Here is a 22393-nt window from a genome sequence, read left to right as displayed (position 1 = left end):
AAGCGGCCTGTTTTTAGCTTCTTCAACAGGTTGCTGGCAGGAGTCAGGTAATAACCGGACTTGCACAGGTAGCATGATCGGGCATTGCTTCCGCACAGACTGGTCAAGAGCGGGCACGGTATTGGCTCCCCCTCTTATTCGCTGAGGCGAGTACGCTTGTCCAGGTCGCGAGACAGGATGTCGAGCGAGTGGCGCCGGGCCATGGACGGCCCGTCGGCGTGTGCCGTCGGACATGCGGTGAGCGAAGGTACCCGACGTAGTCGGGCGAAAAAGCGGGGGAGAAGACCTTTGGTGACTTTGGGTCTTTCCAAAGTCACTCGTCCCAGCCCGAAGGGCGGGCGAAACCCCTTCAAGACCAGCAGGCTTGCATCCACCATCCTCTAAAGCTGTAAAGCGGGCGATTGCCCCTGATAGTTAATCGACCCTGCGATTCCATGGCAACGCCTAACGACCAAGGATTCTCCGGCAACATCGCTCCAGCGGGCCTTGTAGATATGACAAAGGGCGCCGAGGCGCCCTTTGTCATGGAGGGGAGCTTGATAGCCACGACTATCAACCCGTGTTGCGCATACCGGCGGCAATACCGGCGATGGTGACCATCAGCGCCTGATCCAGCTCGGGATGCAGGGTCTCCGGGTGGTTGCGCGAGCGGCCCAGCAGCTCGACCTGCAGCACGTTGAGCGGGTCTGTGTAGGGGTTGCGCAGCTTGATGGACTCCTTGATCCAGGGCTGGTCGTCGAGCAAGTCGCCCTGCGGGCGCAGCTCCAGCACCACCTGGATGGAGTCGGCAAGCTCCTGACGCAGCTGTTTGCCCAGATCCCACAGCTCTTTGGGCACCAGCCGGGTGTCGTAGTACTCGGCCAGCCAGACGTCAGCCTTGAGGAACACCATCTCCAGCATCTCGAGGCGGGTGCGGAAGAAGGGCCACTGACGGCTCATCTCTTCCAGCACGCCCTTCTGACCGTCGGCGATGGCTTGCTGCAGTCCCTTGTGGGCACCGAGCCAGGCCGGCAGCATCAGCCGGTTCTGGGTCCAGGCGAAGATCCAGGGGATGGCGCGCAGGCTCTCGACCCCGCCGTTGGGCTTGCGCTTGGAGGGGCGTGAACCGAGCGGCAGCTTGCCGAGCTCCATCTCCGGGGTGGCGGCACGGAAGTAGGGCACGAAGTCCGGATGACCGCGCACGATACTGCGGTAGTGATCGCAGGAGACAGAGGCCAGCTGCTCCATCACGGCGCGCCAGCACTCCTTGGGCTTGGGCGGCGGCAGCAGGTTCCCCTCCAGCACGGCGCTGGTGTAGAGGTTGAGGCTCTGGATGGCCACCTTGGGCAGGCCGAACTTGAAGCGGATCATCTCGCCCTGTTCGGTCACCCGCAGGCCACCGCGCAGGGATCCCGGCGGTTGCGACAGAATGGCCTGATGGGCAGGAGCACCACCACGGCCGACGGTACCGCCACGGCCATGGAACAGGGTGAGGCGCAGGTTGTTGGCCTCGGCCAGTGCCACCAGGGATTCCATGGCGGCGTACTGGGCCCAGCCGGCGGCCATCATGCCCGCGTCCTTGGCGGAGTCGGAGTAGCCGATCATCACGTACTGACGGCCCTGGATGTAGCCGCGATACCAGTCCACCGACAGCAGGCGCTCCATCACGGCGGTACCCGCCATCAGGTCTTCCTGGGTCTCGAACAGCGGGGCAACCGGCATGCGGAACTTGCAGCCGGCTTCCTTCAGCAACAGCTGCACCGCCAGCACGTCGGACGGTGCGCCGGCCATGGAGATGATGTAGATGCCGAACGCATCGGGGTCGTGCTGGGCGATGACCTTGCAGGTATCCAGGGTCTCGCGGGTCTCGTCGCTCGGCGCCCAGTCGGTCGGGATGAGCGGACGGCGGGAGTTGAGTTCGTTGAGCAGGAAGGCCTGCTTGTCGTCCTCGCTCCACTCGGCGTAGTCGCCCATGCCGAGGTAGCGGGTCAGCTCGGAGAAGACCTGGCCGTGACGCTCGCCATCCTGGCGGATGTCCAGCTTGACCAGATGGATGCCGAAACAGGCGAGCTTGCGCAGCACGTCCAGCAGCATGCCATCGGCGATGTTGCCCATGCCGCAGGCGTGCAGAGAGTGGTAGCAGAGCTCCAGCGGCTCGCGCAGCTGGGCGGTGGTCTTGACCAGATCCCGGCTCTCGCTCGCCTGGCCCTGCACCTTGGCGGTCAGGAACTCCTGGGTCTCGCGCAGCTGTTCGCGCAGCTCGCGTACCAGGGCGCGGTAGGGCTCAGGGTGATCGCCGACCCGCTCGCGCACGGCGTCGGTGCAGTCGGACATGGAGAGCTCGGAGGTGAGCTCCTTGATGTCCTTGTAAAACAGGCTCACCGCCATCCAGCGGCCCAGCTCCAGCACTTCGGCGGTCACCTTGGCGGTGACGAAGGGGTTGCCGTCGCGGTCACCGCCCATCCAGGAGGTGAACTTGACCGGCGCGGCATCCAGCGGCAGCCGCACACCCAGGTGGTGTTGCAGCCGCTCGTCCAGATTGCGCATGAATTCGGGGATGGCCGGCCACAGGCTGTTTTCCACCACGGCGAAGCCCCACTTGGCCTCGTCCACCGGGGTCGGGCGCTGTTCGCGGATCTCGTTGGTGTGCCAGGCCTGGTTGACCAGCTGTTCGATGCGATTGAGGATCTTGTCCCGCTCGCGGGGCAGCAGATCGGAGAGCTCCAGCGCCTCGAGGCAGTCGTTGAGCTGCACGTGCTTGTGGATCAGGGTGCGACGGGTCACCTCGGTGGGGTGGGCGGTCAGCACCAGATCGATGTCCAGCTCGCGCACGGCCTGGATGATGGCTTCCTGCGACAGGTTGGAGGCTTTCAGCTTGTCGAACATCTGCTCGAGCGGATCCGGGGTGCAGACCTGCTCTTCGCAGCGACGGGAGATGGTGTGGAACTGTTCGGCCACGTTGGCCAGGTTGAGGAACTGGCTGAAGGCGCGGGCCACCGGCAGCAGCTCGTCGTCGCTCAGGTTGCGCAGGGTGTCGAGCAGACGTTCCCGGTCCGTCTCATTGCCTTTGCGGGAGGATTTGGCCAGCTGGCGAATGGTTTCGATCTTGTCGAGGAAGGCCTGTCCCTGATGATCCTTGATGGACTTGCCCAGCAGTTGACCCAGCATGCCTACGTTGGCGCGTAGTGCGGCGTACTTTTCGTTCATTCCACATCCTTATCTTGTTGGTGCCTGACACCCATCCGGGGGGCGAGACGACCTCACTTATTGTTGTGCGATTACAACATATGCTCCGTCATCTTAGGGTGACAATCTACCCAGATTGTCTGCGCAAGGTCAAATAACAGGCCGATTCAGAACATGTATTTCCATCACCTGTCCCGAGGTGCGATGTCATGTAACTTACTTACATTCCCGTCAGTTCAGAGGCAGAAACGGCGGATCAGGTGCTGCAATACGCTGGTGGTCGGTTTGACGAACGACAGATCGAGATATTCGTCCGGCTGGTGGGCCTGGGCGATGTGGCCGGGGCCCAGCACTATGGTTTCACAACCGAGCTGCTGGATGAAGGGGGCCTCGGTGCAATAGTTCACGGATTCGGCGGCCCGCCCGCTTGCCCGCTCGGCCTCGCGCACCAGCTCCGAGTCATCGGCGCAGGCGTAGGCCGGGATGGGCTCGTGCAGGTGTTGCAGGTGCAGGCAACCCGGCTGGTGGATCTCGATGGGGGAGAGCGCTTCTTTGAGCATGCCCATCAGCTCGTCTGGGCCCACCTGCGGGGTGGGACGCATGTCGATGTGCAGTTCGCAGCAACCGCAGATGCGGTTCGGGCTGTCGCCCCCCTGGATGTAGCCGAGGTTCAGGGTCGGCTGCGGCACGGCGAATCTGGGATCCGCGTACTTCTCCTTCAGGCTGTGCTGCAGCTTGAGCACCTGGCCCATGGCCTGGTGCATGATCTCCAGCGCGTTGACGCCGTTGGCGGGATCCGAGCTGTGACCGCTCTTGCCTGTGATGCGGATGGCTTCCGACATGTGCCCTTTGTGGGCCACCACCGGCACCAGTCCGGTCGGCTCGCCAATCACCGCGTAGTCCGGCTTGAGCTCGGCCGCCGCCGCGATGGCGCGCGCGCCCGCCATGGTGGTCTCTTCATCGGCGGTAGCCAGGATGCGCAGCGGCTTGTTGAGGGTCTTGAGGTCGATCTCCTTGAGCGCCTCGACGATAAAGGCGAAGAAGCCCTTCATGTCGATGGTGCCGAGCCCGTACAAGCGGTTGCCCTCTTCGGTCACCTTGAAGGGATCCTTGCGCCAGGCGCCCTCATCGAACGGCACAGTATCTGTGTGGCCCGCCAGCAGCAGCCCCCCTTCGCCCTGACCTATCGTCGCCACCAGATTGAACTTGCCCGGCAGCTCGGGCAGGGCGGTCACTTCGCACTGAAAGCCGAGCTGAGCGAACCAGTCGGCCAGCAGCCGGATCACCGCCTCATTGCTCTGATCCCAGCGGGGATCCGTGCTGCTGATGGACGGAATCGCAATAATATTCTTGTAGAGTGAAAAAAAATCCAGATTGGCCACCTGCTCCTCCTTGCTTCCCCGGAATGTTTCTGTTAGAAAATACAAATGCAAAGTGAGTGCATGAATATTCTATAGGTTTGCCTGAATACGTGGCTCATCGACAAGGCTTCTAGTTGTAAGGGAAAGTTAATGTTCTGTCACCTGATCTATAACCGACGACACACACCCGCCTGAATTGCCCCTCCGCACTCGTGCATGGGGCATCAAACCCCCTTGTGCACCGCAGCACCATGCTGTGAATCTCGAACTCTGACTTGGAATACTCAACATGCTTAACACCGTTATCGTCGGTGCCAGTGGCTACGCGGGAGCCGAACTGGCCGCCCTGGTCCAGAACCATCCACAACTCAAGCTGTTCGGCCTCTATGTCTCCGCCGGCAGCCAGGACGCCCACAAGCGTTTCTCTGCTCTGCATCCCCAGTGGGTCGGCGCGCTGGATCAGCCGCTGTTGCCGCTGGACGAGGATGGCATGACCCGGATCCTGACCCAGGCCGATCTGGTGCTGCTGGCCACCGCCCACGAGGTGAGTGCGGAACTTGCGCCCAAGTTCCTGGCCAAGGGGCTGCCGGTGTTCGATCTCTCCGGTGCCTTCCGGGTCAGGGATCAGCAGTTTTACGCCTCCTACTACGGCTTCACCCATGAGAGCGAGCAGTGGCTGGATCAGGCCGCCTACGGCCTGGCCGAGTGGAATGCCGAAGCGGTCAAGGCGGCCCAGCTGATTGCCGTGCCAGGTTGCTACCCGACCGCCTCCCTCTGCGCCCTCAAGCCGCTGCAGCAGGCCGGTCTCATCGCCAGGGGGTGGCAGCCCATCATCAACGCCGTCTCCGGGGTTTCCGGTGCCGGTCGCAAGGCGGCCATCAACACCAGCTTCTGCGAGGTGAGCCTCAACCCCTACGGCACCTTCAATCACCGGCATCAGCCGGAGATCAGCCATCACCTCGGCAAGGAGGTGCTGTTCCAGCCTCACCTTGGCAACTATGTGCGCGGCATCCTGGCCACCATCTATGTACAGCTGGCGGACGGCGTGACGCCGACCCAGGTGGATCAGGCCTATCTCAAGGCCTACGAGGGCAAGCCCTTGGTGCGCCTCACTGGTCAGATGCCCTCCATCCGCGGTGTCGCGGGCACCCCTTACTGCGACCTCGCCTGGCAACAGCAGGGCAACATGCTGGTGGTGGTATCCGCCATCGACAACCTGCTCAAGGGCGCCGCCTCCCAGGCCATGCAGTGCATAAATATCAAATTCGGATTTGAACCGGCCACCGGCCTGATTTAAGGACTCAAGGAAGGATCGCAACGATGAACAAGCAGACTCTGGTAATCAAGCTGGGCGGCGCACTGATCGAGAACGACGAGGCGCTGACCGCCCTGTTCGCCACCCTCAAAAGCTTTCTGGACGAGCAGCACAGACCCCTGGTGCTGGTGCACGGCGGCGGCTGCCTGGTGGATGACCTGCTCAAGGGGCTGGGTCTCACCTCCACCAAGAAGAACGGTCTGCGGGTGACCCCGTTCGAGCAGATCCCGTTTATCGCCGGCGCGCTGGCCGGTACCGCCAACAAGCAGATGATGGCCAAGGCCATCGCCACTGGCATTCCGGCGGTGGGGCTCTGTCTGGCGGATGGCGGTCTGTGCCAGGTGACCCAGCTCGACCCGGCACTCGGCGCGGTCGGTGACTGCCAGCCGGGCAACCCGGCACTGGTGGCGGGGATCCTCGCTCAGGGCTTCCTGCCGGTGGTGAGCTCCATCGGCATCACCGCCGACGGGCAGCTGATGAACGTCAACGCGGATCAGGCGGCTACCGCCATTGCCGAGGCGCTCGGCGCCGACCTGGTGATGCTGTCGGACGTGAGCGGCATCCTGGATGGCAAGGGCAAGCTGGTGCCCCAGCTCGACAAGCTGACTGCACTGGACCTGATGGAGAAGGGGGTGATCAGCGACGGCATGGCGGTCAAGGTGAAAGCCGCTCTGCATGCAGCCGAGACCCTGGGCAAACCGGTCTGTGTCGCCAGCTGGCGCTACCCGGATCAGCTGCTCAAGCTGCTGGCCGGCGGTGCGGTTGGCACCCAGGTCTCTCTCTGATCTCCACCGGAACAAGGAACATCCGATGCAACATCTTCTGAAAGACAGCGACTTGAGCAAGGCCCAGATCGAGGCGCTGATCGCCCTGGGCAAATCGGTCAAGGCCGATCCGAAAAAGTACGGTCAGGCACTGGCGGGCAAGAGCGTGGTGACCCTGTTCGAGAAACCCTCCCTGCGCACCCGGGTCACCTTCGACATCGGCATCGCCAAGCTGGGCGGCCACAGCGTCTATCTGGATCAGCAGAACGGCGCGCTTGGCAAGCGGGAATCGGTGAAGGATTTCGCCGCCAACCTGTCGCGCTGGTGTGATGCCATCGTCGCTCGGGTGTTCGATCACCAGACCCTGGTCGAGCTGGCGGAACACGGCACTGTGCCTGTGGTGAACAGCCTGTGCAACCTCTACCACCCCTGCCAGGGGCTGGCGGACTTCATGACCATCAGCGAACACTACGCCGATCTGTCCAAGGTGAAGCTGGCCTATCTCGGCGATGGCAACAACGTCAGCCACTCCCTGCTGCTGCTGGGGGCGACCCTCGGCACCGACGTGACCCTGGTCTGCCCGAAAGGCCACGGCCCGGATACCCAGATCTTCTTGCAGGCCCAGGCGCTGGCGGCCCAGTCGGGGGCGACCATCCACATCAGCGACGACGTGGCGGCCATCGAAGGGTTTGATGTGGCCTACACGGATACCTGGGTCTCCATGGGTGACAACACGCCAATGGAGCAGGTAAAAGATATCTTTATGCCTTATCAGATCAACCAGGCCCTGCTCGACCGTACCGGCATCCAGCACGTGCTGCACTGCCAGCCGGCGCACCGGGAGCTGGAGATCACCTCTCAGGTCATGGACGGGCCTGGCTCCCTCATCATGGACGAGGCTGAAAACCGGATGCATATCCAGAACGCCGTACTGCTGACCTTGCTTGGACATGGTCAGGGGCACAAATAACGGCAACCGACCCCAAATCACACCCTTTTATCGAATCATCATGGAGAGAAGTAAATGAGCGGAATCAACAAGATCGTACTGGCTTACTCGGGCGGACTGGATACCTCGGCCATCATTCCCTGGCTGAAGGAAAACTATGACGCGGAGATTATCGCCTTCGTCGCCGACGTCGGTCAGGAGCGTGACGATCTGGAAGGGATCGAGCAAAAGGCCATCGCCTCCGGCGCCACCAAGTGCATCGTCAAGGATCTGCGGGAAGAGTTCGTCAAAGAGTACGTTTACCCGACCCTGAAGACCGGCGCCGTCTATGAGGGCACCTACCTGCTGGGTACCTCCATGGCCCGTCCGGTGATCGCCAAGGCGATGGTCGAGGCCGCACTGGCGGAAGGGGCCGACGCCATCTCCCACGGTTGCACCGGCAAGGGCAACGATCAGGTGCGTTTCGAAGGTGCGGTCGCCGCGCTGGCGCCCCAGCTGAAAGTGATCGCCCCCTGGCGTCTGTGGGACATGCGTTCCCGGGAAGACCTGCTGGCCTACCTGGAAGCCCGTCAGATCCCCTGCAAGGCGACCCTGAAGAAGATCTACAGCCGCGATGCCAACGCCTGGCACATCTCCACCGAGGGTGGCGAGCTGGAGAGCACCTGGAACGAGCCGTCCGAAGCGGTGTGGCAGTGGACCGTTTCCGCCGAACAGGCTCCGGATCAGCCGGAGTACGTCAAGCTGACCGTGGCCCAGGGTGAAGTGGTGGCCGTTGATGACCAGCCGCTCAGCCCGCACCAGATCCTGATGACCCTGAACGAGCGTGCCGGCAAGCACGGCGTGGGCCGCATCGATATTACCGAGAACCGGATGGTAGGCATGAAGTCCCGTGGCTGCTACGAGACCCCGGGCGGTACCGTGATGGTCGCCGCGCTGCGCGCGGTGGAAGAGCTGGTCTTGGATCGCCCGACCCGCGCCTGGCGCGAGAAGCTGGGTGCCGAGTTCTCCCACCTGGTCTATGACGGTCGCTGGTTCACCCCGCTGTGCAAGGCCATCGTTGCCTCTGCCAACGCCATCGCCGAAGATCTCGACGGTGAAGTGGTGCTGAAGATGTACAAGGGTCAGGTCACCGCGGTACAGAAGAAGTCGCCGAACAGCCTCTACTCCGAAGACTTCGCCACCTTCGGCGCCGACGAAGTGTACGACCAGAGCCATGCCGAAGGCTTTATCCGTCTCTACACCCTGGCGAGCCGGATCCGCGCCATGAAAGAGCAGCATCAGGCCATCGGTGGTGATCACACCCACGGCTAACCCTATAGGTTCCAAGCCGCAGAAACAGGTGAGGGGGCTTGGCCCCCTCACTCATAAGCGGCGACCTGATTCCCTCGCCTGTGAGCGGGGGGAAGGATAACCGATGAGCTGTGACAAGAGCGGCAGCGCCCCGGCCGCTTCTGTGAGATAACAGGGGCGGCTTTCAATGAGGGGTGTGCTTTGCCCCCTTCTCCCGCTTACGTGGAAAACAGGCGGAGAAGGGTTGGGGATGAGGGGGAAAATTGCCCTCACCCTAGCCCTCTCCCAAAGGGAGAGGGAACCGGTTCGCAGTTGCTGGATGTGACATGTTTAACGGCAACAGCACTCCTCACCACCGCACTGTTATACAGGAAAATACAGGGCAAGATTTCTGCGCGCAGGCCAAGAGGCCGCGCGAGTACGGCAGGCGCAAACGCCTACCGACAACGCATTCAAGGAGAGCAGTATGGCACTTTGGGGTGGACGCTTCAGTCAGGGAGCCGATAGCCGGTTCAAGCAGTTCAACGATTCGCTGCGGTTCGATTACCGGCTGGCGGAGCAGGATATTCAGGGCTCCATGGCCTGGGCCAAAGCGCTGGTCAAGGTAGGCGTGTTGACCGAGGGTGAACAGGGCAAGTTGCAGCAGGCGATGGAAGTGCTGCTCGCCTCTGTGCAGCAGGATCCCCAGCAGATCCTGAGCTCGGATGCTGAAGATATCCACTCCTGGGTCGAGAGCCAGCTCATCGCCGCCGTCGGCGATCTCGGCAAGAAGCTGCACACCGGCCGCTCGCGCAACGATCAGGTCGCCACCGACCTGAAACTCTGGTGCAAGGCACAGGGTGAGCTGCTGCTCGGCTCCATCACCGCCCTGCAACAGGGGCTGGTCGCCTCCGCCCGCGCCAATCAGGCCGCCGTGCTGCCGGGCTACACCCATCTGCAGCGGGCCCAGCCGGTCACCTACGCCCACTGGGCACTGGCCTATGTGGAGATGCTGGAGCGGGATTACTCCCGGCTGCAGGATGCCCTCAAGCGCCTCGACACCAGCCCGCTCGGCTGCGGCGCGCTGGCGGGCACCGCCTACGCCATCGACCGCGAAGCCTTGGCGCTCGACATGGGTTTTGCCGGCGCCACCCGCAACAGTCTGGATTCGGTCTCCGATCGGGATCACGTGGTGGAGCTGATGCACGTGGCGTCCCTCTCCATGACCCACCTGTCGCGCTTTGCCGAAGATCTCATCTTCTACAACACCGGCGAGGCTGGCTTTGTCGAGCTCTCCGATGCGGTCACTTCCGGCTCGTCGCTGATGCCGCAGAAGAAGAATCCGGATGCGCTGGAGCTGATCCGTGGCAAGACTGGCCGGGTGGTCGGCGCCCAGATGGGCATGCTGATGAGCCTCAAGGCGCTGCCGCTGGCCTACAACAAGGACATGCAGGAAGACAAAGAGGGGCTGTTCGATGCCCTCGACACCTGGCACGACTGCCTCGACATGGCGGCCCTAGTGCTGATCGATCTGAAGGTCAATGGTGAGCGCACCATGGCGGCGGCGCAGGGGGGCTACGCCAACGCCACCGAGCTGGCAGACTATCTGGTGGCCAAGGGCATCCCGTTCCGTGAGGCGCACCATATCGTCGGTGAAACCGTGGTCTACGCGATCGGCGTGAAGAAGCCGCTGGAAGAGCTCTCCCTCCCCGAGTTCCAGCGCTTCAGTCCCGTGGTGGGGGAAGATGTCTACCCGAACCTGGAGCTGGAGGCGACCTTGGCCAAGCGGGTTGCCAAGGGAGGCGTCGCCCGCGAGCAGATTGAATCGGCCCTCACCACCGCCGAACAGTGGCTGGCCAAACGTGCCTAAATGCACAAGAACATCAAGAGAGGGCGTCAGCCCTCTTTTTTATGTCGGCTTATCAGCCTGTTTCGCTTGCCCCGAGGGCGGCAAAGCGGGCATAAATCCCTGACCAGGCTGAATGGAACTCAGCGCCAACCAGAAGGAACCTGCATGTACTTGCCACCCCATTTTGCCGTCACCGACTCCGAGACTCTGCACCAGCTGATCCGGGCCTATCCGCTGGGGGCTCTGATCACCCATGGTGAAGGGGGGCTGGATGCCAACCACCTGCCGTTCGAATTCGATGCTGGAGAAGGGGAACATGGCGTCCTGCGTGCCCACGTTGCCCGCAACAATCCGCTCTGGCAGGAGGTGAAAGACGGTGACGAGGTGCTGGTGATCTTCAAGGCTGCAGATGGCTACATCTCTCCCAGCTGGTATCCGGGCAAGCAGGAGCATCACAAGCTGGTGCCGACCTGGAACTACAGCGTGGTGCATGCTCACGGTCGCATCCAGATCCGCGACGATGCCCGCTTCGTGCGCCGGCTGCTGGCAAATCTGACTCGTCATCATGAGGTCGGAGAACCAACTCCATGGAAGATGGCTGATGCGCCGCGAGACTATCTCGAGGCCATGGTGCAGGCGGTCATCGGCATCGAAATCGAGATAACCGGGCTGGTCGGCAAGTTCAAGCTGGGTCAGAACAAGGAGGCGGCGGATCGCCTGGGAGCGGCCAATACCTTGCAGGATCGCGGGCAGACCGCGCTGGCTCAGGCAATGCTGAGTCCACCTTGCTCACTACCCTAGCGTGACAGCATGGGATCCGGCCCGACAAAAACGGCAACCTTCAGGTTGCCGTTTTTCATGGTTCCACACCCGCTCACGCGCTGGCATTGAGCAGCTTGCCGACGCCTTCCCCCTTGCCATTGGGCAGGGTCTGCTTGAAGGCGAAGAGCAGCTGATCGAGGCTGAGGTCGCTGTTGCCAAGGGAGCCCTTGAGGGTGTCGAGCTCGCCCTGCAGGGCGTCGAGGCGGGTGCTCTGGGTGCCGTTTGCCAGCTGGGTGCGGGCGGCGTCGATGGCCTGGGGCAGCGACTGGCCCGAGTACTCCTGGCCCAGGGTCTGCATCAGCGCCCCCATGAAGTGGTTGATGGCGGGACGGTTTTGCTCGCTGTTTGCCTCTTTGACGCCGAGGCGCTGGAACAGGCTCTGCACCGTGGGGGCTAGCCGCTCTTCCTGCACGGGGGGCTCGGTCTGGGCCGGCGGCGTGCTGTCCCCAAGCAGCTTGCTGCCGAGCTTGAGGGCGAGGGAGGCGAGGGGAAGCAGGGTGCCGATGGCGATCATGATGTCACTCTCCGTACTACTGATGTCATGACGGAGCAGGGAACGGGCCAGTTTGGCGAAAATTTAGCCTAGGAGTGGCAGAGGACTGATCCTGCGGTGAATTTAGTTTTTGCCAGGCAGAGGGTGGGCGAGTGCGAGAGAGGGCGGCGGCAAACCCTTGCAGCCCGGGGGCTGGCGGTTTGCCGCCCGGCTTGCCGGATCAGAGCTCCTTGAACGGGCGGCGCTTCTCCTCCTCGATGACGATGGCCTCCAGATTGGCGATGCGCTCCTGCAGCTCGTTGATGAGCATGTCCTGCTTGCCGAGACGATCGGTGATGCGGGCATCCCCCAACTGGTAGCGGGCCCGCTTGCTGAGAAAGCCGAACAGAGCGCTGATGAAGACGATCAGCACGATACCGGTCCACATGGTCATGAATGACTCCTTGCCGATGAACAAACGAGAAAACAGCCTTGTTGCCATCTGTTGTCTCATACCCGGTTGCCGGCTGCAATGGCCGGCAAGGGGGTGGACGGGAATGTCGAGAGGCTGCCTTGCCCGCGTCAGACCGTCTGCCAGAGCGGACGGCCGAGCCAGAGCCCCCACAGGGTCAGGTGCAGCAGCACGATGAACCAGAATACCCTGCGATAACTCCCCTTCTGGGTCTTGTGGCGCAGCCAGTGGCGGGCCAGCAGGGCGCCGGGCCAGCCGCCGAACAGCTCGAGCAGGTGGAGCCGGGACTCGGGAATGCGCCAGCCGCCGCGCACCGCCTGGCGCTTGTCGTGGGCGTAGGCCAGCATCGTCAGCAGACTCATGGCGGTGATGATGGCCAGCGGCCACCAGTTGGCGTCGGCCAGGCCGAGCCAGGCCGTCCACAGCAGGGGGAGCAGGGCGAGCCAGATCACAGGGCCAGCTCCCAGCCGCGGGGGGCGTCCGGGCTCAGGCTACGGATCACGCGCGCCGGGTTGCCCACCGCCACCGAGTCGGCCGGAATGTCGCGGGTGACCACGGCGCCGGCCCCTATGATGGAACGGGGTCCTATGGTGACGCCGGGGCAGATGATGGCGCCGCCGCCGATCCAGCAGTCATCGCCGATCCTCACCGGCTTGTTGTAGGCGGTCCAGTTGCGTCGCTCCAGATAGTCCATGGTGTGGGTGGCGGTGTAGATCTGCACGTTGGGGGCCAGCAGCACATGGCTGCCGATGTGCACCTCGCCCACGTCGAGAATGGTGATGTTGAAGTTGAAGAAGGTCTTCTCGCCGATGTGGATGTTGCGGCCGAATTCGCAGGTGAAGGGAGTGCTGATCCAGCAGGAGTCGGGGCAGTGACCGAACAGCTCACCGCACAGGCGCTGGCGCAGGGCTTGGTCACCGGCCGGGGAGGCGTTGAGTTGTGCCAGCAGCGCCTGACCGCGGATCCGGTCGTTCGCTATCTCCTCGCTCTGGCTGTCCAGGGCGCCGCCCGCCAGAACCTTGTCCCAATCGCTTGCCATGCTACCGCTCCTCTCATGTGCCAAGAGGAGCCAGTATACGCGAGCACTTTGGCGGCGTCAGGCTGTCACTTGCTGCAAGATCAGGCGCCGGGCCAGATCAGCGGCAGGATCAGCAGGGCCGAGACGAAGTAGGGCAACAGCACCCGCAGCCCCAGCCGACGGCCGCCGATCCCCAGGGCCAGCAGCCCCTTCACCAGCGAGTTGACCAGCCCTGCCAGCAGGATGCCGCGGGCCGCCACCTCCAGCGCCAGCTCCTTGTGGGAGAGCTGGGAGAGCGACAAGGTGATGGCGTCCACGTCGGTGATGCCGGAGATCAGCGACAGCAGATAGACCCCGGAGTTGCCCACCTTGTTCTGCAACAGGGTAGCCATGAAGCCGATCAGCGCCAGCAGCAGGCCGAACTTGATGGCGGTGGCGAGATCGAGCGGGTTGCTGGTCTGGGGTTGCACCGGGCCGTCGGTCAGCTCCTCGCGCTGGCGCCAGAACCAGAAGGCGAAGCCGTAGACGGTGGCCGCCAGCAGCAGCAGGGGCGCCGCCAGGCGCATCGCCAGCTCGTTGTGGATGAGCAGCACCAGCACCAGCAGTCGCAGCCACATGGTGGCTCCCGCCAGCAGGATGCCGGTGGCCAGCAGCCGCTCCAGCCCCCCCTGCTCCTTGTTGAGGCGGGCAAACTGCAGGGTAAGGGCGGTGGAGGAGGCGAGCCCGGCCAGCATGCTGGTGAGCACCAGCCCGGCGCGGGTGCCGAGCAGGCGCACCGCGAAGTGACCGCAGAACGAGATGCCGGCGATCACCACCACCATCAGCCAGATCTTGAAGGGGTTGAAGGCATCGAGCGGGCCCATCTCCTCGTTGGGCAGCACTGGCAGCAGCACCAGGGAGATGAGCAAAAAGCGCAGGGTGGCGTGAAATTCGGTCTCGCTCAGAAACAGCATCCCCTGCTGGATCTTGCCCTTGAGCCCCATCAGCAGCGCCGCCAGCACGGCGCAGGCCACCGCCTCGCTCGGACTGAGCAGCACCGACATCAGCCCCAGCAGATAGGTGAGCAGCATGGCCACCGAGCTGGTGAGGCCGAACTCCCCTTGCCAGCGCTGGGCCAGCCAGACCGAGAGGCCGCAACCAATCACCACCGCCAGCAGGCCGAGCAGCGGCAGCCAGGGGCCCAGGGTGGGCAGCAGCAGGGCGCAGACCCCGCCGAGCAGGCCGATGAGGCCGTAGGTCCGCATCCCGGCGATGCGTTGGTTGTCCCCCAGCTGGCGCACCTGCCAGCCCCGCTCCAGCCCGATGATGAGGCCGATGGCCAGCGACACCAGGGCACCATTGACGGGTTCTGCGTTGATCCACATAACGACTTCCTGTTCGTCATCAGCCTGCCTTGTTTCCATGATGGCACAGCCGGCACCGGGCCAGCGCGGCCTGGCTCACAGAGTGCGCGCATGGCGCCTACGGCCTCCTGATATGAGCAAATGAGATAAGCAAAGCGTTATTTCTTGGTTCTCGGCATAACAAGCCCACGGCATGCTGAACTCAACCCAACGAGATATGGAGTATCCCCATGAAACTGCGAACGACCGCCCTGACCCTGCTCTCCCTGCTGGCCCTCGGTCAGGCCAATGCCGCCGAGATCCGCCTGCTCAACGTCTCCTACGATCCGACCCGCGAACTGTTCCAGGAGTACAACGGCGCCTTCGCCAGGGAGTGGAAGGCGAAGACCGGCAACGATGTTGTGGTCAGCCAGTCCCATGGCGGCTCCGGCAAGCAGGCGCGCGCCGTGGTGGACGGGCTGGAGGCGGACGTGGTGTCGCTGGCGCTGGCCTACGACGTCAATGCCGTGGCCAGGCAGGGGCTGATTGGCGCCGACTGGCAGAGCCGGCTGGCCAACAATGCGGCGCCCTACACCTCCACCATCGTGTTCCTGGTGCGCAAGGACAATCCCAAGCAGATCAAGGACTGGGATGATCTGGTGCGCAAGGACGTGGCCATCGTCACCCCCAACCCCAAGACCTCCGGCGGGGCGCGCTGGAACTACCTGGCTGCCTGGGGCTACGCCCTGAAGAAGAGCGGCAGCGAGGAGGGGGCCAGGCAGTTCGTCGGCGATCTCTACAAGAACGTGAAGGTGCTGGACTCCGGCGCCCGTGGCGCCACCACCAGCTTCATCGAGCGCGGCCTCGGCGATGTGCTGCTGGCCTGGGAGAACGAAGCCCTGCTGGTGCTGGGTCAGCCCGGCAATCGCGACAAGTTCGAGCTGGTGGTGCCGTCGGTCTCCATCTTGGCCGAGCCGCCGGTGGCGGTGGTGGACAAGGTGGCCAAGAAGCACGGCACCGAGGCGGTGGCCAAGGCTTACCTCGACTACCTCTACTCCGACGAGGGGCAGCGCATCGTCGCCAAATATCACTATCGCCCCAGCAACCCGGCAATCCTGAAGGAGACCGCGGCCCAGTTCCCGCAGCTGACCCTGTTCACCGTCAAGGATCTGGAAGGGGACTGGGACAAGGCGCAGAAGAAGCACTTCGCCCAGGGCGCCCTGTTTGACCAGATCTATCAGCCGGGTCACTGAGCGGCCGGCCATCGTCAACTGAACTGGCCCCTGTGCCAGCTGATAGGAGCACCAAGATGAACAAGATCCTCCTGGTTCCCGGTCTGCACAACAGCGGGCCGGATCACTGGCAGAGCCGCTGGCACCAACAATTCCCCCACTGGCAGCGGATGGTGGGGCTGCCGTGGGATCGGCCCGACCTCACGGTCTGGAGCGCCAAGCTGGCGAGCAAGCTCAAAAGCAGGCGCGGGCGGGCTCACCTGGTGGCCCACTCCTTCGGCGCGCTGGCGGCCATCACGGCGGCGCGCCGGCAGCCCGACAAGGTGGCCTCGCTGTTTATCGTGGCGCCGGCGGATCCGGCCCGCTTCGGCTTGCCAGACGAGCTGCTGGCAGGCTCGCTCAAGGTGTCGGCCCAGCTGGTGGCCAGCCGCAACGATCCCTGGATGAGCTTCGAGCGGGCCGAATACTGGAGCCGCCAGTGGCAGGTGCCGCTGTTCGATGCCGGCGAGGTGGGCCACCTCAATGCCCAGTCCGGCCACGGCGAGTGGCACCAGGGGCTCAACCTGCTCGGCACCCTCTATCGGCGGGCCGAGATGGTGGTGGAGCCGACGCCGGCGGTGTGGGAGCGGCGGGCAGCCTTGAGTTTTCGCTGAGCGGCGAGCGTTGATCACAGAGGTTTGGAACAGAGAGGGAGGGCAGGCACCCGACACCACGACAGTCTGATTTGGATAGCTTGGTACATTGCACGACGCTCCATTTTTAGGTCTTTTATTTATATAAAAGACCTTTTTTTCATTTTATGGCTCTAAAAGCCTTGTATGTCGTTGTTAGATAAAAAAGTGCTTAGCAAAGGCGTTATTGGTGTTTGTTGCCCCAAACAGGAATGCGCAGAATCGCTGTATCTAATGTTTTTCATAACAAACGGATGCGTTATGCGATTTGGTTCTTACTCCGTGCTGCCGGGCTTCGGCCCGACCCTCGGCTTCAGCCTGCTCTATCTGGGCGTGCTGGTGCTGCTGCCGCTCTCGGCGCTGGTGCTGTTTGCTGTGAACAATCTGACCCTGGCCGAGTTCTGGCAGGTGATAGGTTCGCCGCGGGTGCTCGCCTCCTTTCGTCTGAGCTTCGGGGCCGCCCTGGTGGCGGCGCTGCTCAACGCCCTGTTCGGCCTGATCCTGGCCTGGGTGCTGGTGCGTTATACCTTCCCCGGTCGTCGACTGGTGGATGCCCTGATCGACCTGCCGTTCGCCATGCCTACCGCCGTCTCCGGCATCGCCCTGTGCGCCATCTTCGCCCCGAACGGCTGGATCGGGCAGTGGGTCGCCCCGTTTGGCATCGAGCTCGCCTACAACCCCATCGGCGTGGTCATCGCGCTCACCTTCATCGGGCTGCCGTTCGTGGTGCGCACCCTGCAGCCGGTGCTGCGGGAAGCCGAGACCGAGCAGGAGGAGGCCGCCGCCAGTCTGGGCGCCGATCGCTGGCAGACCTTCATCCGGGTGCTGTGGCCGACCCTGGTGCCGGCCCTGCTGACCGGCTTTGCCCTGGCCTTCGCACGGGCGGTGGGGGAGTACGGCTCCGTCATCTTCATCGCCGGCAACCTGCCGATGGTGTCGGAGATTGCGCCGCTGATGATCATGAGCCACCTGGAGGAGTACGACTACGCCGGCGCCTCCGCCATCGCCGTGGTCATGCTGCTGATCTCTTTCATTTTGTTACTGCTTATCAACAAGTTGCAGGCCTGGAGCTGGGCCCGTATCGGAGGGAGCCGGATATGAACGCATCCAACGCAAGCCTGGCGCTGGCAACGGGCGAGGCTGCGCCGACCACCTCGGTGCGCCAGCCCCCCGTCATCCGCGAGCCGGTCTGGGTCAAGTGGCTGCTGATCACGGTCGGCCTCGGCTGGTTTGCCGCCCTGCTGCTGCTGCCGCTGGCCACCGTCTTTATCCAGGCGCTGAGCCCTGGTTTGGCCTTCTTCTGGCACGCCATCAGCGAGCCGGACGCCCTCAGCGCCCTCGGCCTCACCGCCCTGGTGACCCTCTGCTCGGTACCCCTCAACCTGCTGTTCGGGGTCGCCGCCGCCTGGGCCATCGCCCGCTTCCGCTTCCCGGGCCGGCAACTGCTCATCACCCTCATCGATCTGCCGTTCTCCGTGTCGCCGGTGATCGCAGGGCTGATGTTCGTGCTGATGTTCGGCAGTCGCGGCTGGTTCGGCGAATGGCTGAGCGAGCACGACATCAAGGTGATCTTCGCCACTCCCGGCATCATCCTGGCCACCACCTTCATCACCGTGCCCTTCGTGGTGCGCGAGCTGCTGCCCCAGATGGAGGCGCGCGGCCCGGAAGAGGAGGAGGCGGCCATCATGCTGGGGGCGAGCGGCCTGCAGATGTTCTGGCGGGTCACTCTACCCGGCATCCGCTGGAGCCTGATGTACGGCCTGCTGCTCTGTACCGCCCGGGCGGTGGGGGAGTTCGGCGCCGTGTCGGTGGTCTCCGGCCACATTCGCGGCCAGACCAACACCCTGCCGCTGCACATCGAGATCCTCTACAACGAGTACCAGACCGGCGCCGCCTTCGCGGTAGCCAGCCTGTTGGCCCTGTTCGGGATCTTCACCCTGCTGGGGGAAACCCTGTTGGCCCGGCTGCGTGCCCAGCCCGTTCACTCTCACTGATCACCGAATTCAAGAGGCTGCCATGAGCATTCAGGTACAAGGACTCAACAAGCATTTCAACCAGTACGCGGCGCTGGCCGACATCAACCTCGATTTTCACGACGGTGAGCTGGTGGCGCTGCTCGGCCCCTCCGGCTGCGGCAAGACCACTCTGCTGCGGATCATCGCCGGGCTGGAGCAGGCCGACAGCGGCCACGTCATCATCCGCGGCGAGGATGCCTCGGATCTGCACGTGCGCGAGCGCAACGTCGGCTTCGTGTTCCAGCACTACGCCCTGTTTCGCCACATGACGGTGTTCGAGAACGTGGCGTTTGGCCTTAGGGTCAAGCCACGCAGCGAGCGACCGGCCGAGGCGGCGATCCGCGCCCGGGTCAAGGAGCTGCTGGATCTGGTGCAGCTCAGCCATGTGGCCGCGCGCTATCCGACCCAGCTCTCCGGCGGCCAGCGTCAGCGGGTTGCGCTGGCCCGCGCGCTGGCGGTGCAGCCCAAGGTGCTGCTGTTGGATGAGCCCTTCGGCGCCCTCGACGCCCAGGTGCGCAAGGAGCTGCGCCGCTGGCTGCGCGAGCTGCACGACGAGCTGCACGTCACCAGCCTGTTCGTCACCCACGATCAGGAGGAGGCGCTGGAGGTGGCGGATCGGGTGGTGCTGATGAACGCCGGCAAGGTCGAGCAGATCGGCACCCCGGCCGAGGTCTACGACCAGCCTGCCAGCTCCTTCGTGCACAGCTTCCTCGGCAGTGTGAACCTGTTTCGCGGCCGGGTGGCCGGGCAGGGGCTCGGCATCGGCGAGCAGCTACTGGGCGGGCCCATCAGCTCCCAGCTGGCGGAGGGCAGCGCCGCCGTCGCCTATGTGCGTCCCCACGAGCTGGAGATAGTGCCGGCGGATGCGCCGGGCGGCATCAGCGCCACCATCACCCGATTGCTGCCCATGGGGCCGCGCATCCGGGTGGAACTGCGTGGCAATGGGGATACAAACGGTGCGCACTTCGAGGCCGAGCTGAGCAAGGAGGCGGCCCGCGCCTTCAGCCCGGGCCAGGGGGTGCGGCTGGTGGCCAGACAGGCCCAGCTCTACCCGGATTACCAGATTTAAGTGGCAGGCCCCTGGCGGGCCGCGCAGGCAAGCAGCGTGACCAGGGCGGGGTCTGCCCGCCTGGGTACAACAGGGTCAGTGTGGCGGTCAGAGTTCAGGCTCGGGCAGCCAGACAAGATAACAACAAGGCGGCGGGGAGGGCCCCGACCGGCCGGTCAGCGCAGGAGGCGATGACGTGAATTTTCAGCAGTTGCGAATCATTCGGGAGGCGGCACGGCGGGATTACAACCTGACCGAGGTGGCCAATGCCCTGTTTACCTCCCAGTCCGGGGTCAGCCGTCATATCCGCGAGCTGGAAGAGGAGCTGGGGATCGAGTTGTTCATCCGCTACGGCAAGCGGCTGCTCGGCATGACAGAGCCGGGCAAGGAGCTGCTGGTGATCGCCGAGCGCATCCTCGGGGATGCCGAGAACATCCGCAAGCTGGCCAGCACCTTTGCCAACCGCGACTCGGGCCGGCTGCTGGTGGCGACCACCCACACCCAGGCCCGCTACGCCCTGCCGCGGGTGGTGAAGGCGTTTCGCGAGCAGTTCCCGCTGGTGCAGCTGGAGCTGCGCCAGGGCGGTCCGGAGGAGATAGTGCGGCTGGTGCAGACCGGCGAGGTGGACATCGGCATCAGCAGCGAGCAGCTCGACAAGAGCGAAGGGGTGGTGGCGTTTCCCTACTACCGCTGGCACCACAACATAGTGGTGCCGGAGCAGCATCCGCTCAGTGCCGAGCAGGAGCTGACCCTGGCGGCGCTGGCCCAGTGGCCCATCATCACCTATCAGGCTGGGCTGACCGGGCGGGCGCGGGTGGACGAGGCGTTTGCCGAGGCCGGCATCGCCCCGCAGATCCTGCTGACCGCGCAGGACTCCGACGTCATCAAGACCTATGTCGAGCTGGAGATGGGGGTGGGCATTCTGGCGGACATGGCGTTCGACACCCAGCGCGACAAGGGACTGGTGCAGCTGGACGGCAGCCGGCTGTTTGCGCCCCACACCGCCTGGATCGGTCTCAAGCAGGGGCAGTTCCAGCACAACTTCGCCTGGCAGTTCATCCAGCTCTGCAACCCTGAGCTGGCGCTGGCGGACATTCAGGCCCGCGCCATGGGGGGCGAGCCCGCCATCGACTTCCAGATCTGAGCGGTCACAGCAGAGAAAACGGGGAGCCAGTGGCTCCCCGTTTTGTTGATGGCGTCATGCTGTGCCTGCGGGTCAGTTGACCAGGATCCAGGCATCCTGCCAATTGCTACCGACCCCGGGTTCATACTGGGTGGCGCTGGCCGACCACTGGCTGCACCAGCCGCGATAGGGGAAGGGCTTGCACTGGTAGATCTTGCCGTTCTTGGGCTGCAGCACCCTGGTGCCGTCGGTGTAGGACTTGAGCCCCTCCGGGAAGGTGAACTGGTAGTCACCGCCGGCGGCCGGATCCTTGAGCATCAGGTCCAGGGTCTGCTGCACCGCCTCGCCACCGGCCCTGGGTTTGCCCTCGATCACCAGCTGGTGGTGACCGGCGCTGAGCCCGGTGAGCGGCATGGTGAAGCTGTGGCTGCTGTCCTTGATGTCGGCGCTGGTCTGTCCCTTGGCGGCCCCACCGTGATCATACAGGGTGTTGGTGACGGTCAGATCGCCCTCGGCGGCCACGGTAAAGTTGAGGGTCAGCTTGCCCTCGTCGAGCAGGTAGTCGCTCTCCAGGCCGCTCACGCTGACGCCGTTGCTCACCGGTGGCTGCTGCTGTTCGAGCTGGATCTCGACTCGCTCCAGCGCGCTGCCGGCCTTGAAGTAGACCGGGTTCTGGCCGTAGACGGGGTTGAACTGGCCTTCACCGCTCTGCTGGCCGGCGCGGATCTGGTTCTGCTCTGCATTGATCTTGCTCGCCAGGGCGTGGGTCCAGTTGTTCTTCTGCCCCTGCTCCGGGCTGGCGATGGTCAGCTCGGTCTGCAGATCGGGGCGCACGCCGTTGGCATCGAACACCAGAGTTCTGGCCTTGTCGCCGACCGCCAGCTCGGTGGAGGGGTAGATGGTGCCGCCCTGGCTCCATTCCAGCGGTGGCTGGGTGCCGCCCTTGAAGTTGGCGTCGATCACGTTATAGAAGCTGTTGCTGGTGTCACCCACTTCCCACACCCCCAGGATCACCTGATAGCCGGTGCGCTCGGGCAGGTTGCACTGGTGGGTGACCTGCTTGGGCGGCTGGGTCATGTTGCCGTCCACCACGCAGAAGGGGGTGAGCTCGAAGGAGGCGCGAGTCAGCGGCTGGTTCGGGTTCCAGTCCTGCTTGGTGAGGTAGTAGCGCCAGTTGCGGGTGACGTGGTTGGCGGTGAAGGTCCAGCTGATGGCGAAGGGGCCGGCCTGTACCTCGCGGCGGGTCCAGCGGTCGCTGGTCTGGGCGTTCAGCTCGCCCCAGCTGGCGCTGCCGGCCGAGGCGATCTGGCCGTCGGCAGGGCCACCATTCGGGAAGCCGGAGGGGCCTTCCACGCTCTGGGGTTCCCATTGCACCGCGCCGCACTGGCTGTTGCCGCCGGTCTTGCACAGGTAGTTGCGCGATTCCGGCTGGCTGATGTAGCCGTGGGCGAGCACGCTGCCACTGACCAGCAGGGCCAGGGTTGCAGCGACGTGATTGAGTTGGATTTTTGCTGCCATACATTCCT

The 22393-nt window shown here is 64.0% G+C and carries 20 protein-coding genes; 12 read left to right on the top strand and 8 right to left on the bottom strand.

Annotated elements, in window-relative coordinates; all coding sequences use genetic code 11:
• Positions 1 to 552 precede the first annotated feature (552 nt).
• Entirely contained in the window at positions 553 to 3186 is a 2634-nt protein-coding gene (ppc, locus tag PG897_RS11395) for a phosphoenolpyruvate carboxylase (RefSeq protein WP_270829010.1), read from the bottom strand.
• 215 nt (positions 3187 to 3401) lie between these two features.
• A complete protein-coding gene (gene argE, locus PG897_RS11390; protein WP_270829009.1) occupies positions 3402 to 4547 on the bottom strand; it encodes an acetylornithine deacetylase in 1146 nt (381 codons plus the stop codon).
• A gap of 268 nt (positions 4548 to 4815) precedes the next feature.
• Here argE and argC point away from each other — a divergent pair, with 268 nt between their 5' ends.
• The 6 genes from argC to PG897_RS11360 all read left to right on the top strand — a co-directional run bounded on the left by argC (position 4816) and on the right by PG897_RS11360 (position 11473).
• Positions 4816 to 5823 carry an N-acetyl-gamma-glutamyl-phosphate reductase gene (gene argC / locus PG897_RS11385; protein ID WP_270829008.1) on the top strand — a complete coding sequence of 336 codons (1008 nt, stop codon included), beginning with the start codon at positions 4816 to 4818 and terminating at the stop codon, positions 5821 to 5823.
• Between the two features lie 23 nt (positions 5824 to 5846).
• Complete coding sequence (argB, locus tag PG897_RS11380) at positions 5847 to 6626, top strand: acetylglutamate kinase (RefSeq protein ID WP_094696358.1); 780 nt, start codon at positions 5847 to 5849, stop codon at positions 6624 to 6626.
• 25 nt (positions 6627 to 6651) lie between these two features.
• A complete protein-coding gene (locus PG897_RS11375; protein WP_065018340.1) occupies positions 6652 to 7575 on the top strand; it encodes an ornithine carbamoyltransferase in 924 nt (307 codons plus the stop codon).
• A 54-nt stretch (positions 7576 to 7629) separates the two neighbouring features.
• Positions 7630 to 8865, top strand: a complete 1236-nt coding sequence (locus tag PG897_RS11370) for an argininosuccinate synthase (RefSeq protein WP_010635203.1) — start codon at positions 7630 to 7632, stop codon at positions 8863 to 8865.
• 445 nt (positions 8866 to 9310) lie between these two features.
• Positions 9311 to 10693 carry an argininosuccinate lyase gene (gene argH, locus PG897_RS11365; RefSeq protein WP_025202263.1) on the top strand — a complete coding sequence of 461 codons (1383 nt, stop codon included), beginning with the start codon at positions 9311 to 9313 and terminating at the stop codon, positions 10691 to 10693.
• 144 nt (positions 10694 to 10837) lie between these two features.
• Positions 10838 to 11473, top strand: a complete 636-nt coding sequence (locus tag PG897_RS11360; protein ID WP_270829007.1) for an FMN-binding negative transcriptional regulator — start codon at positions 10838 to 10840, stop codon at positions 11471 to 11473.
• A 73-nt stretch (positions 11474 to 11546) separates the two neighbouring features.
• Here PG897_RS11360 and PG897_RS11355 read toward each other — a convergent pair whose 3' ends face one another.
• From PG897_RS11355 to PG897_RS11335, 5 genes are all read right to left on the bottom strand, one after another.
• On the bottom strand, positions 11547 to 12008 hold the full coding sequence (locus tag PG897_RS11355) for a hypothetical protein (RefSeq protein ID WP_043169350.1): 462 nt from the start codon (positions 12006 to 12008) through the stop codon (positions 11547 to 11549).
• Between the two features lie 199 nt (positions 12009 to 12207).
• Positions 12208 to 12420 (bottom strand): hypothetical protein, encoded by a 213-nt coding sequence (locus PG897_RS11350; RefSeq protein ID WP_005308557.1) that lies wholly within the window; start codon positions 12418 to 12420, stop codon positions 12208 to 12210.
• A gap of 128 nt (positions 12421 to 12548) precedes the next feature.
• Complete coding sequence (locus tag PG897_RS11345; RefSeq protein ID WP_043169348.1) at positions 12549 to 12890, bottom strand: DUF1294 domain-containing protein; 342 nt, start codon at positions 12888 to 12890, stop codon at positions 12549 to 12551.
• Positions 12887 to 13477, bottom strand: coding sequence for a sugar O-acetyltransferase (locus PG897_RS11340; protein ID WP_010635198.1), 591 nt, complete (start codon positions 13475 to 13477; stop codon positions 12887 to 12889). Before PG897_RS11340 ends, PG897_RS11345 begins: the two co-directional genes overlap by 4 nt.
• A gap of 80 nt (positions 13478 to 13557) precedes the next feature.
• Complete coding sequence (locus PG897_RS11335; RefSeq protein ID WP_043169346.1) at positions 13558 to 14820, bottom strand: MgtC/SapB family protein; 1263 nt, start codon at positions 14818 to 14820, stop codon at positions 13558 to 13560.
• Between the two features lie 209 nt (positions 14821 to 15029).
• Between PG897_RS11335 and PG897_RS11330 the strand changes: the two genes are divergently transcribed.
• From PG897_RS11330 to cbl, 6 genes are all read left to right on the top strand, one after another.
• On the top strand, positions 15030 to 16031 hold the full coding sequence (locus PG897_RS11330; RefSeq protein WP_201881925.1) for a sulfate ABC transporter substrate-binding protein: 1002 nt from the start codon (positions 15030 to 15032) through the stop codon (positions 16029 to 16031).
• A 56-nt stretch (positions 16032 to 16087) separates the two neighbouring features.
• A complete protein-coding gene (locus PG897_RS11325; RefSeq protein ID WP_094697073.1) occupies positions 16088 to 16663 on the top strand; it encodes an RBBP9/YdeN family alpha/beta hydrolase in 576 nt (191 codons plus the stop codon).
• Between the two features lie 279 nt (positions 16664 to 16942).
• On the top strand, positions 16943 to 17782 hold the full coding sequence (cysT, locus tag PG897_RS11320) for a sulfate ABC transporter permease subunit CysT (protein WP_005308571.1): 840 nt from the start codon (positions 16943 to 16945) through the stop codon (positions 17780 to 17782).
• Positions 17779 to 18675, top strand: coding sequence for a sulfate ABC transporter permease subunit CysW (gene cysW, locus PG897_RS11315; RefSeq protein ID WP_201881927.1), 897 nt, complete (start codon positions 17779 to 17781; stop codon positions 18673 to 18675). The genes cysT and cysW overlap by 4 nt, the downstream gene beginning before the upstream one ends.
• A 22-nt stretch (positions 18676 to 18697) precedes the next feature.
• Positions 18698 to 19765, top strand: coding sequence for a sulfate/molybdate ABC transporter ATP-binding protein (locus PG897_RS11310; protein ID WP_201881929.1), 1068 nt, complete (start codon positions 18698 to 18700; stop codon positions 19763 to 19765).
• A gap of 175 nt (positions 19766 to 19940) precedes the next feature.
• Positions 19941 to 20888 carry an HTH-type transcriptional regulator Cbl gene (gene cbl, locus PG897_RS11305; RefSeq protein ID WP_005308577.1) on the top strand — a complete coding sequence of 316 codons (948 nt, stop codon included), beginning with the start codon at positions 19941 to 19943 and terminating at the stop codon, positions 20886 to 20888.
• A gap of 72 nt (positions 20889 to 20960) precedes the next feature.
• Here the strand turns inward: cbl and gbpA are convergent, their stop codons facing one another.
• A complete protein-coding gene (gbpA, locus tag PG897_RS11300; protein WP_201885211.1) occupies positions 20961 to 22385 on the bottom strand; it encodes an N-acetylglucosamine-binding protein GbpA in 1425 nt (474 codons plus the stop codon).
• Positions 22386 to 22393: the final 8 nt, after the last annotated feature.

The organism is Aeromonas sp. QDB20 (assembly GCF_027707805.1).
Classification (GTDB): Bacteria; Pseudomonadota; Gammaproteobacteria; order Enterobacterales; family Aeromonadaceae; genus Aeromonas; species Aeromonas dhakensis.
Note: the sequence above shows the minus strand (reverse complement) of the source record. Positions and strands in the feature narration are given on the sequence as shown.

Bases quoted from the DNA above. Each gene is read 5' to 3' on its own strand.
- PG897_RS11350 (WP_005308557.1), bottom strand. From the start codon at position 12,420: ATGACCATGTGGACCGGTATCGTGCTGATCGTCTTCATCAGCGCTCTG.
- PG897_RS11360 (WP_270829007.1), top strand. From the start codon at position 10,838: ATGTACTTGCCACCCCATTTTGCCGTCACCGACTCCGAGACTCTGCAC.
- PG897_RS11330 (WP_201881925.1), top strand. From the start codon at position 15,030: ATGAAACTGCGAACGACCGCCCTGACCCTGCTCTCCCTGCTGGCCCTC.
- argH (WP_025202263.1), top strand. From the start codon at position 9,311: ATGGCACTTTGGGGTGGACGCTTCAGTCAGGGAGCCGATAGCCGGTTC.
- PG897_RS11340 (WP_010635198.1), bottom strand. From the start codon at position 13,477: ATGGCAAGCGATTGGGACAAGGTTCTGGCGGGCGGCGCCCTGGACAGC.
- cysW (WP_201881927.1), top strand. From the start codon at position 17,779: ATGAACGCATCCAACGCAAGCCTGGCGCTGGCAACGGGCGAGGCTGCG.
- PG897_RS11310 (WP_201881929.1), top strand. From the start codon at position 18,698: ATGAGCATTCAGGTACAAGGACTCAACAAGCATTTCAACCAGTACGCG.
- PG897_RS11335 (WP_043169346.1), bottom strand. From the start codon at position 14,820: ATGTGGATCAACGCAGAACCCGTCAATGGTGCCCTGGTGTCGCTGGCC.
- argB (WP_094696358.1), top strand. From the start codon at position 5,847: ATGAACAAGCAGACTCTGGTAATCAAGCTGGGCGGCGCACTGATCGAG.
- PG897_RS11370 (WP_010635203.1), top strand. From the start codon at position 7,630: ATGAGCGGAATCAACAAGATCGTACTGGCTTACTCGGGCGGACTGGAT.
- PG897_RS11375 (WP_065018340.1), top strand. From the start codon at position 6,652: ATGCAACATCTTCTGAAAGACAGCGACTTGAGCAAGGCCCAGATCGAG.
- gbpA (WP_201885211.1), bottom strand. From the start codon at position 22,385: ATGGCAGCAAAAATCCAACTCAATCACGTCGCTGCAACCCTGGCCCTG.
- PG897_RS11325 (WP_094697073.1), top strand. From the start codon at position 16,088: ATGAACAAGATCCTCCTGGTTCCCGGTCTGCACAACAGCGGGCCGGAT.
- ppc (WP_270829010.1), bottom strand. From the start codon at position 3,186: ATGAACGAAAAGTACGCCGCACTACGCGCCAACGTAGGCATGCTGGGT.
- cysT (WP_005308571.1), top strand. From the start codon at position 16,943: ATGCGATTTGGTTCTTACTCCGTGCTGCCGGGCTTCGGCCCGACCCTC.
- argC (WP_270829008.1), top strand. From the start codon at position 4,816: ATGCTTAACACCGTTATCGTCGGTGCCAGTGGCTACGCGGGAGCCGAA.
- PG897_RS11355 (WP_043169350.1), bottom strand. From the start codon at position 12,008: ATGATCGCCATCGGCACCCTGCTTCCCCTCGCCTCCCTCGCCCTCAAG.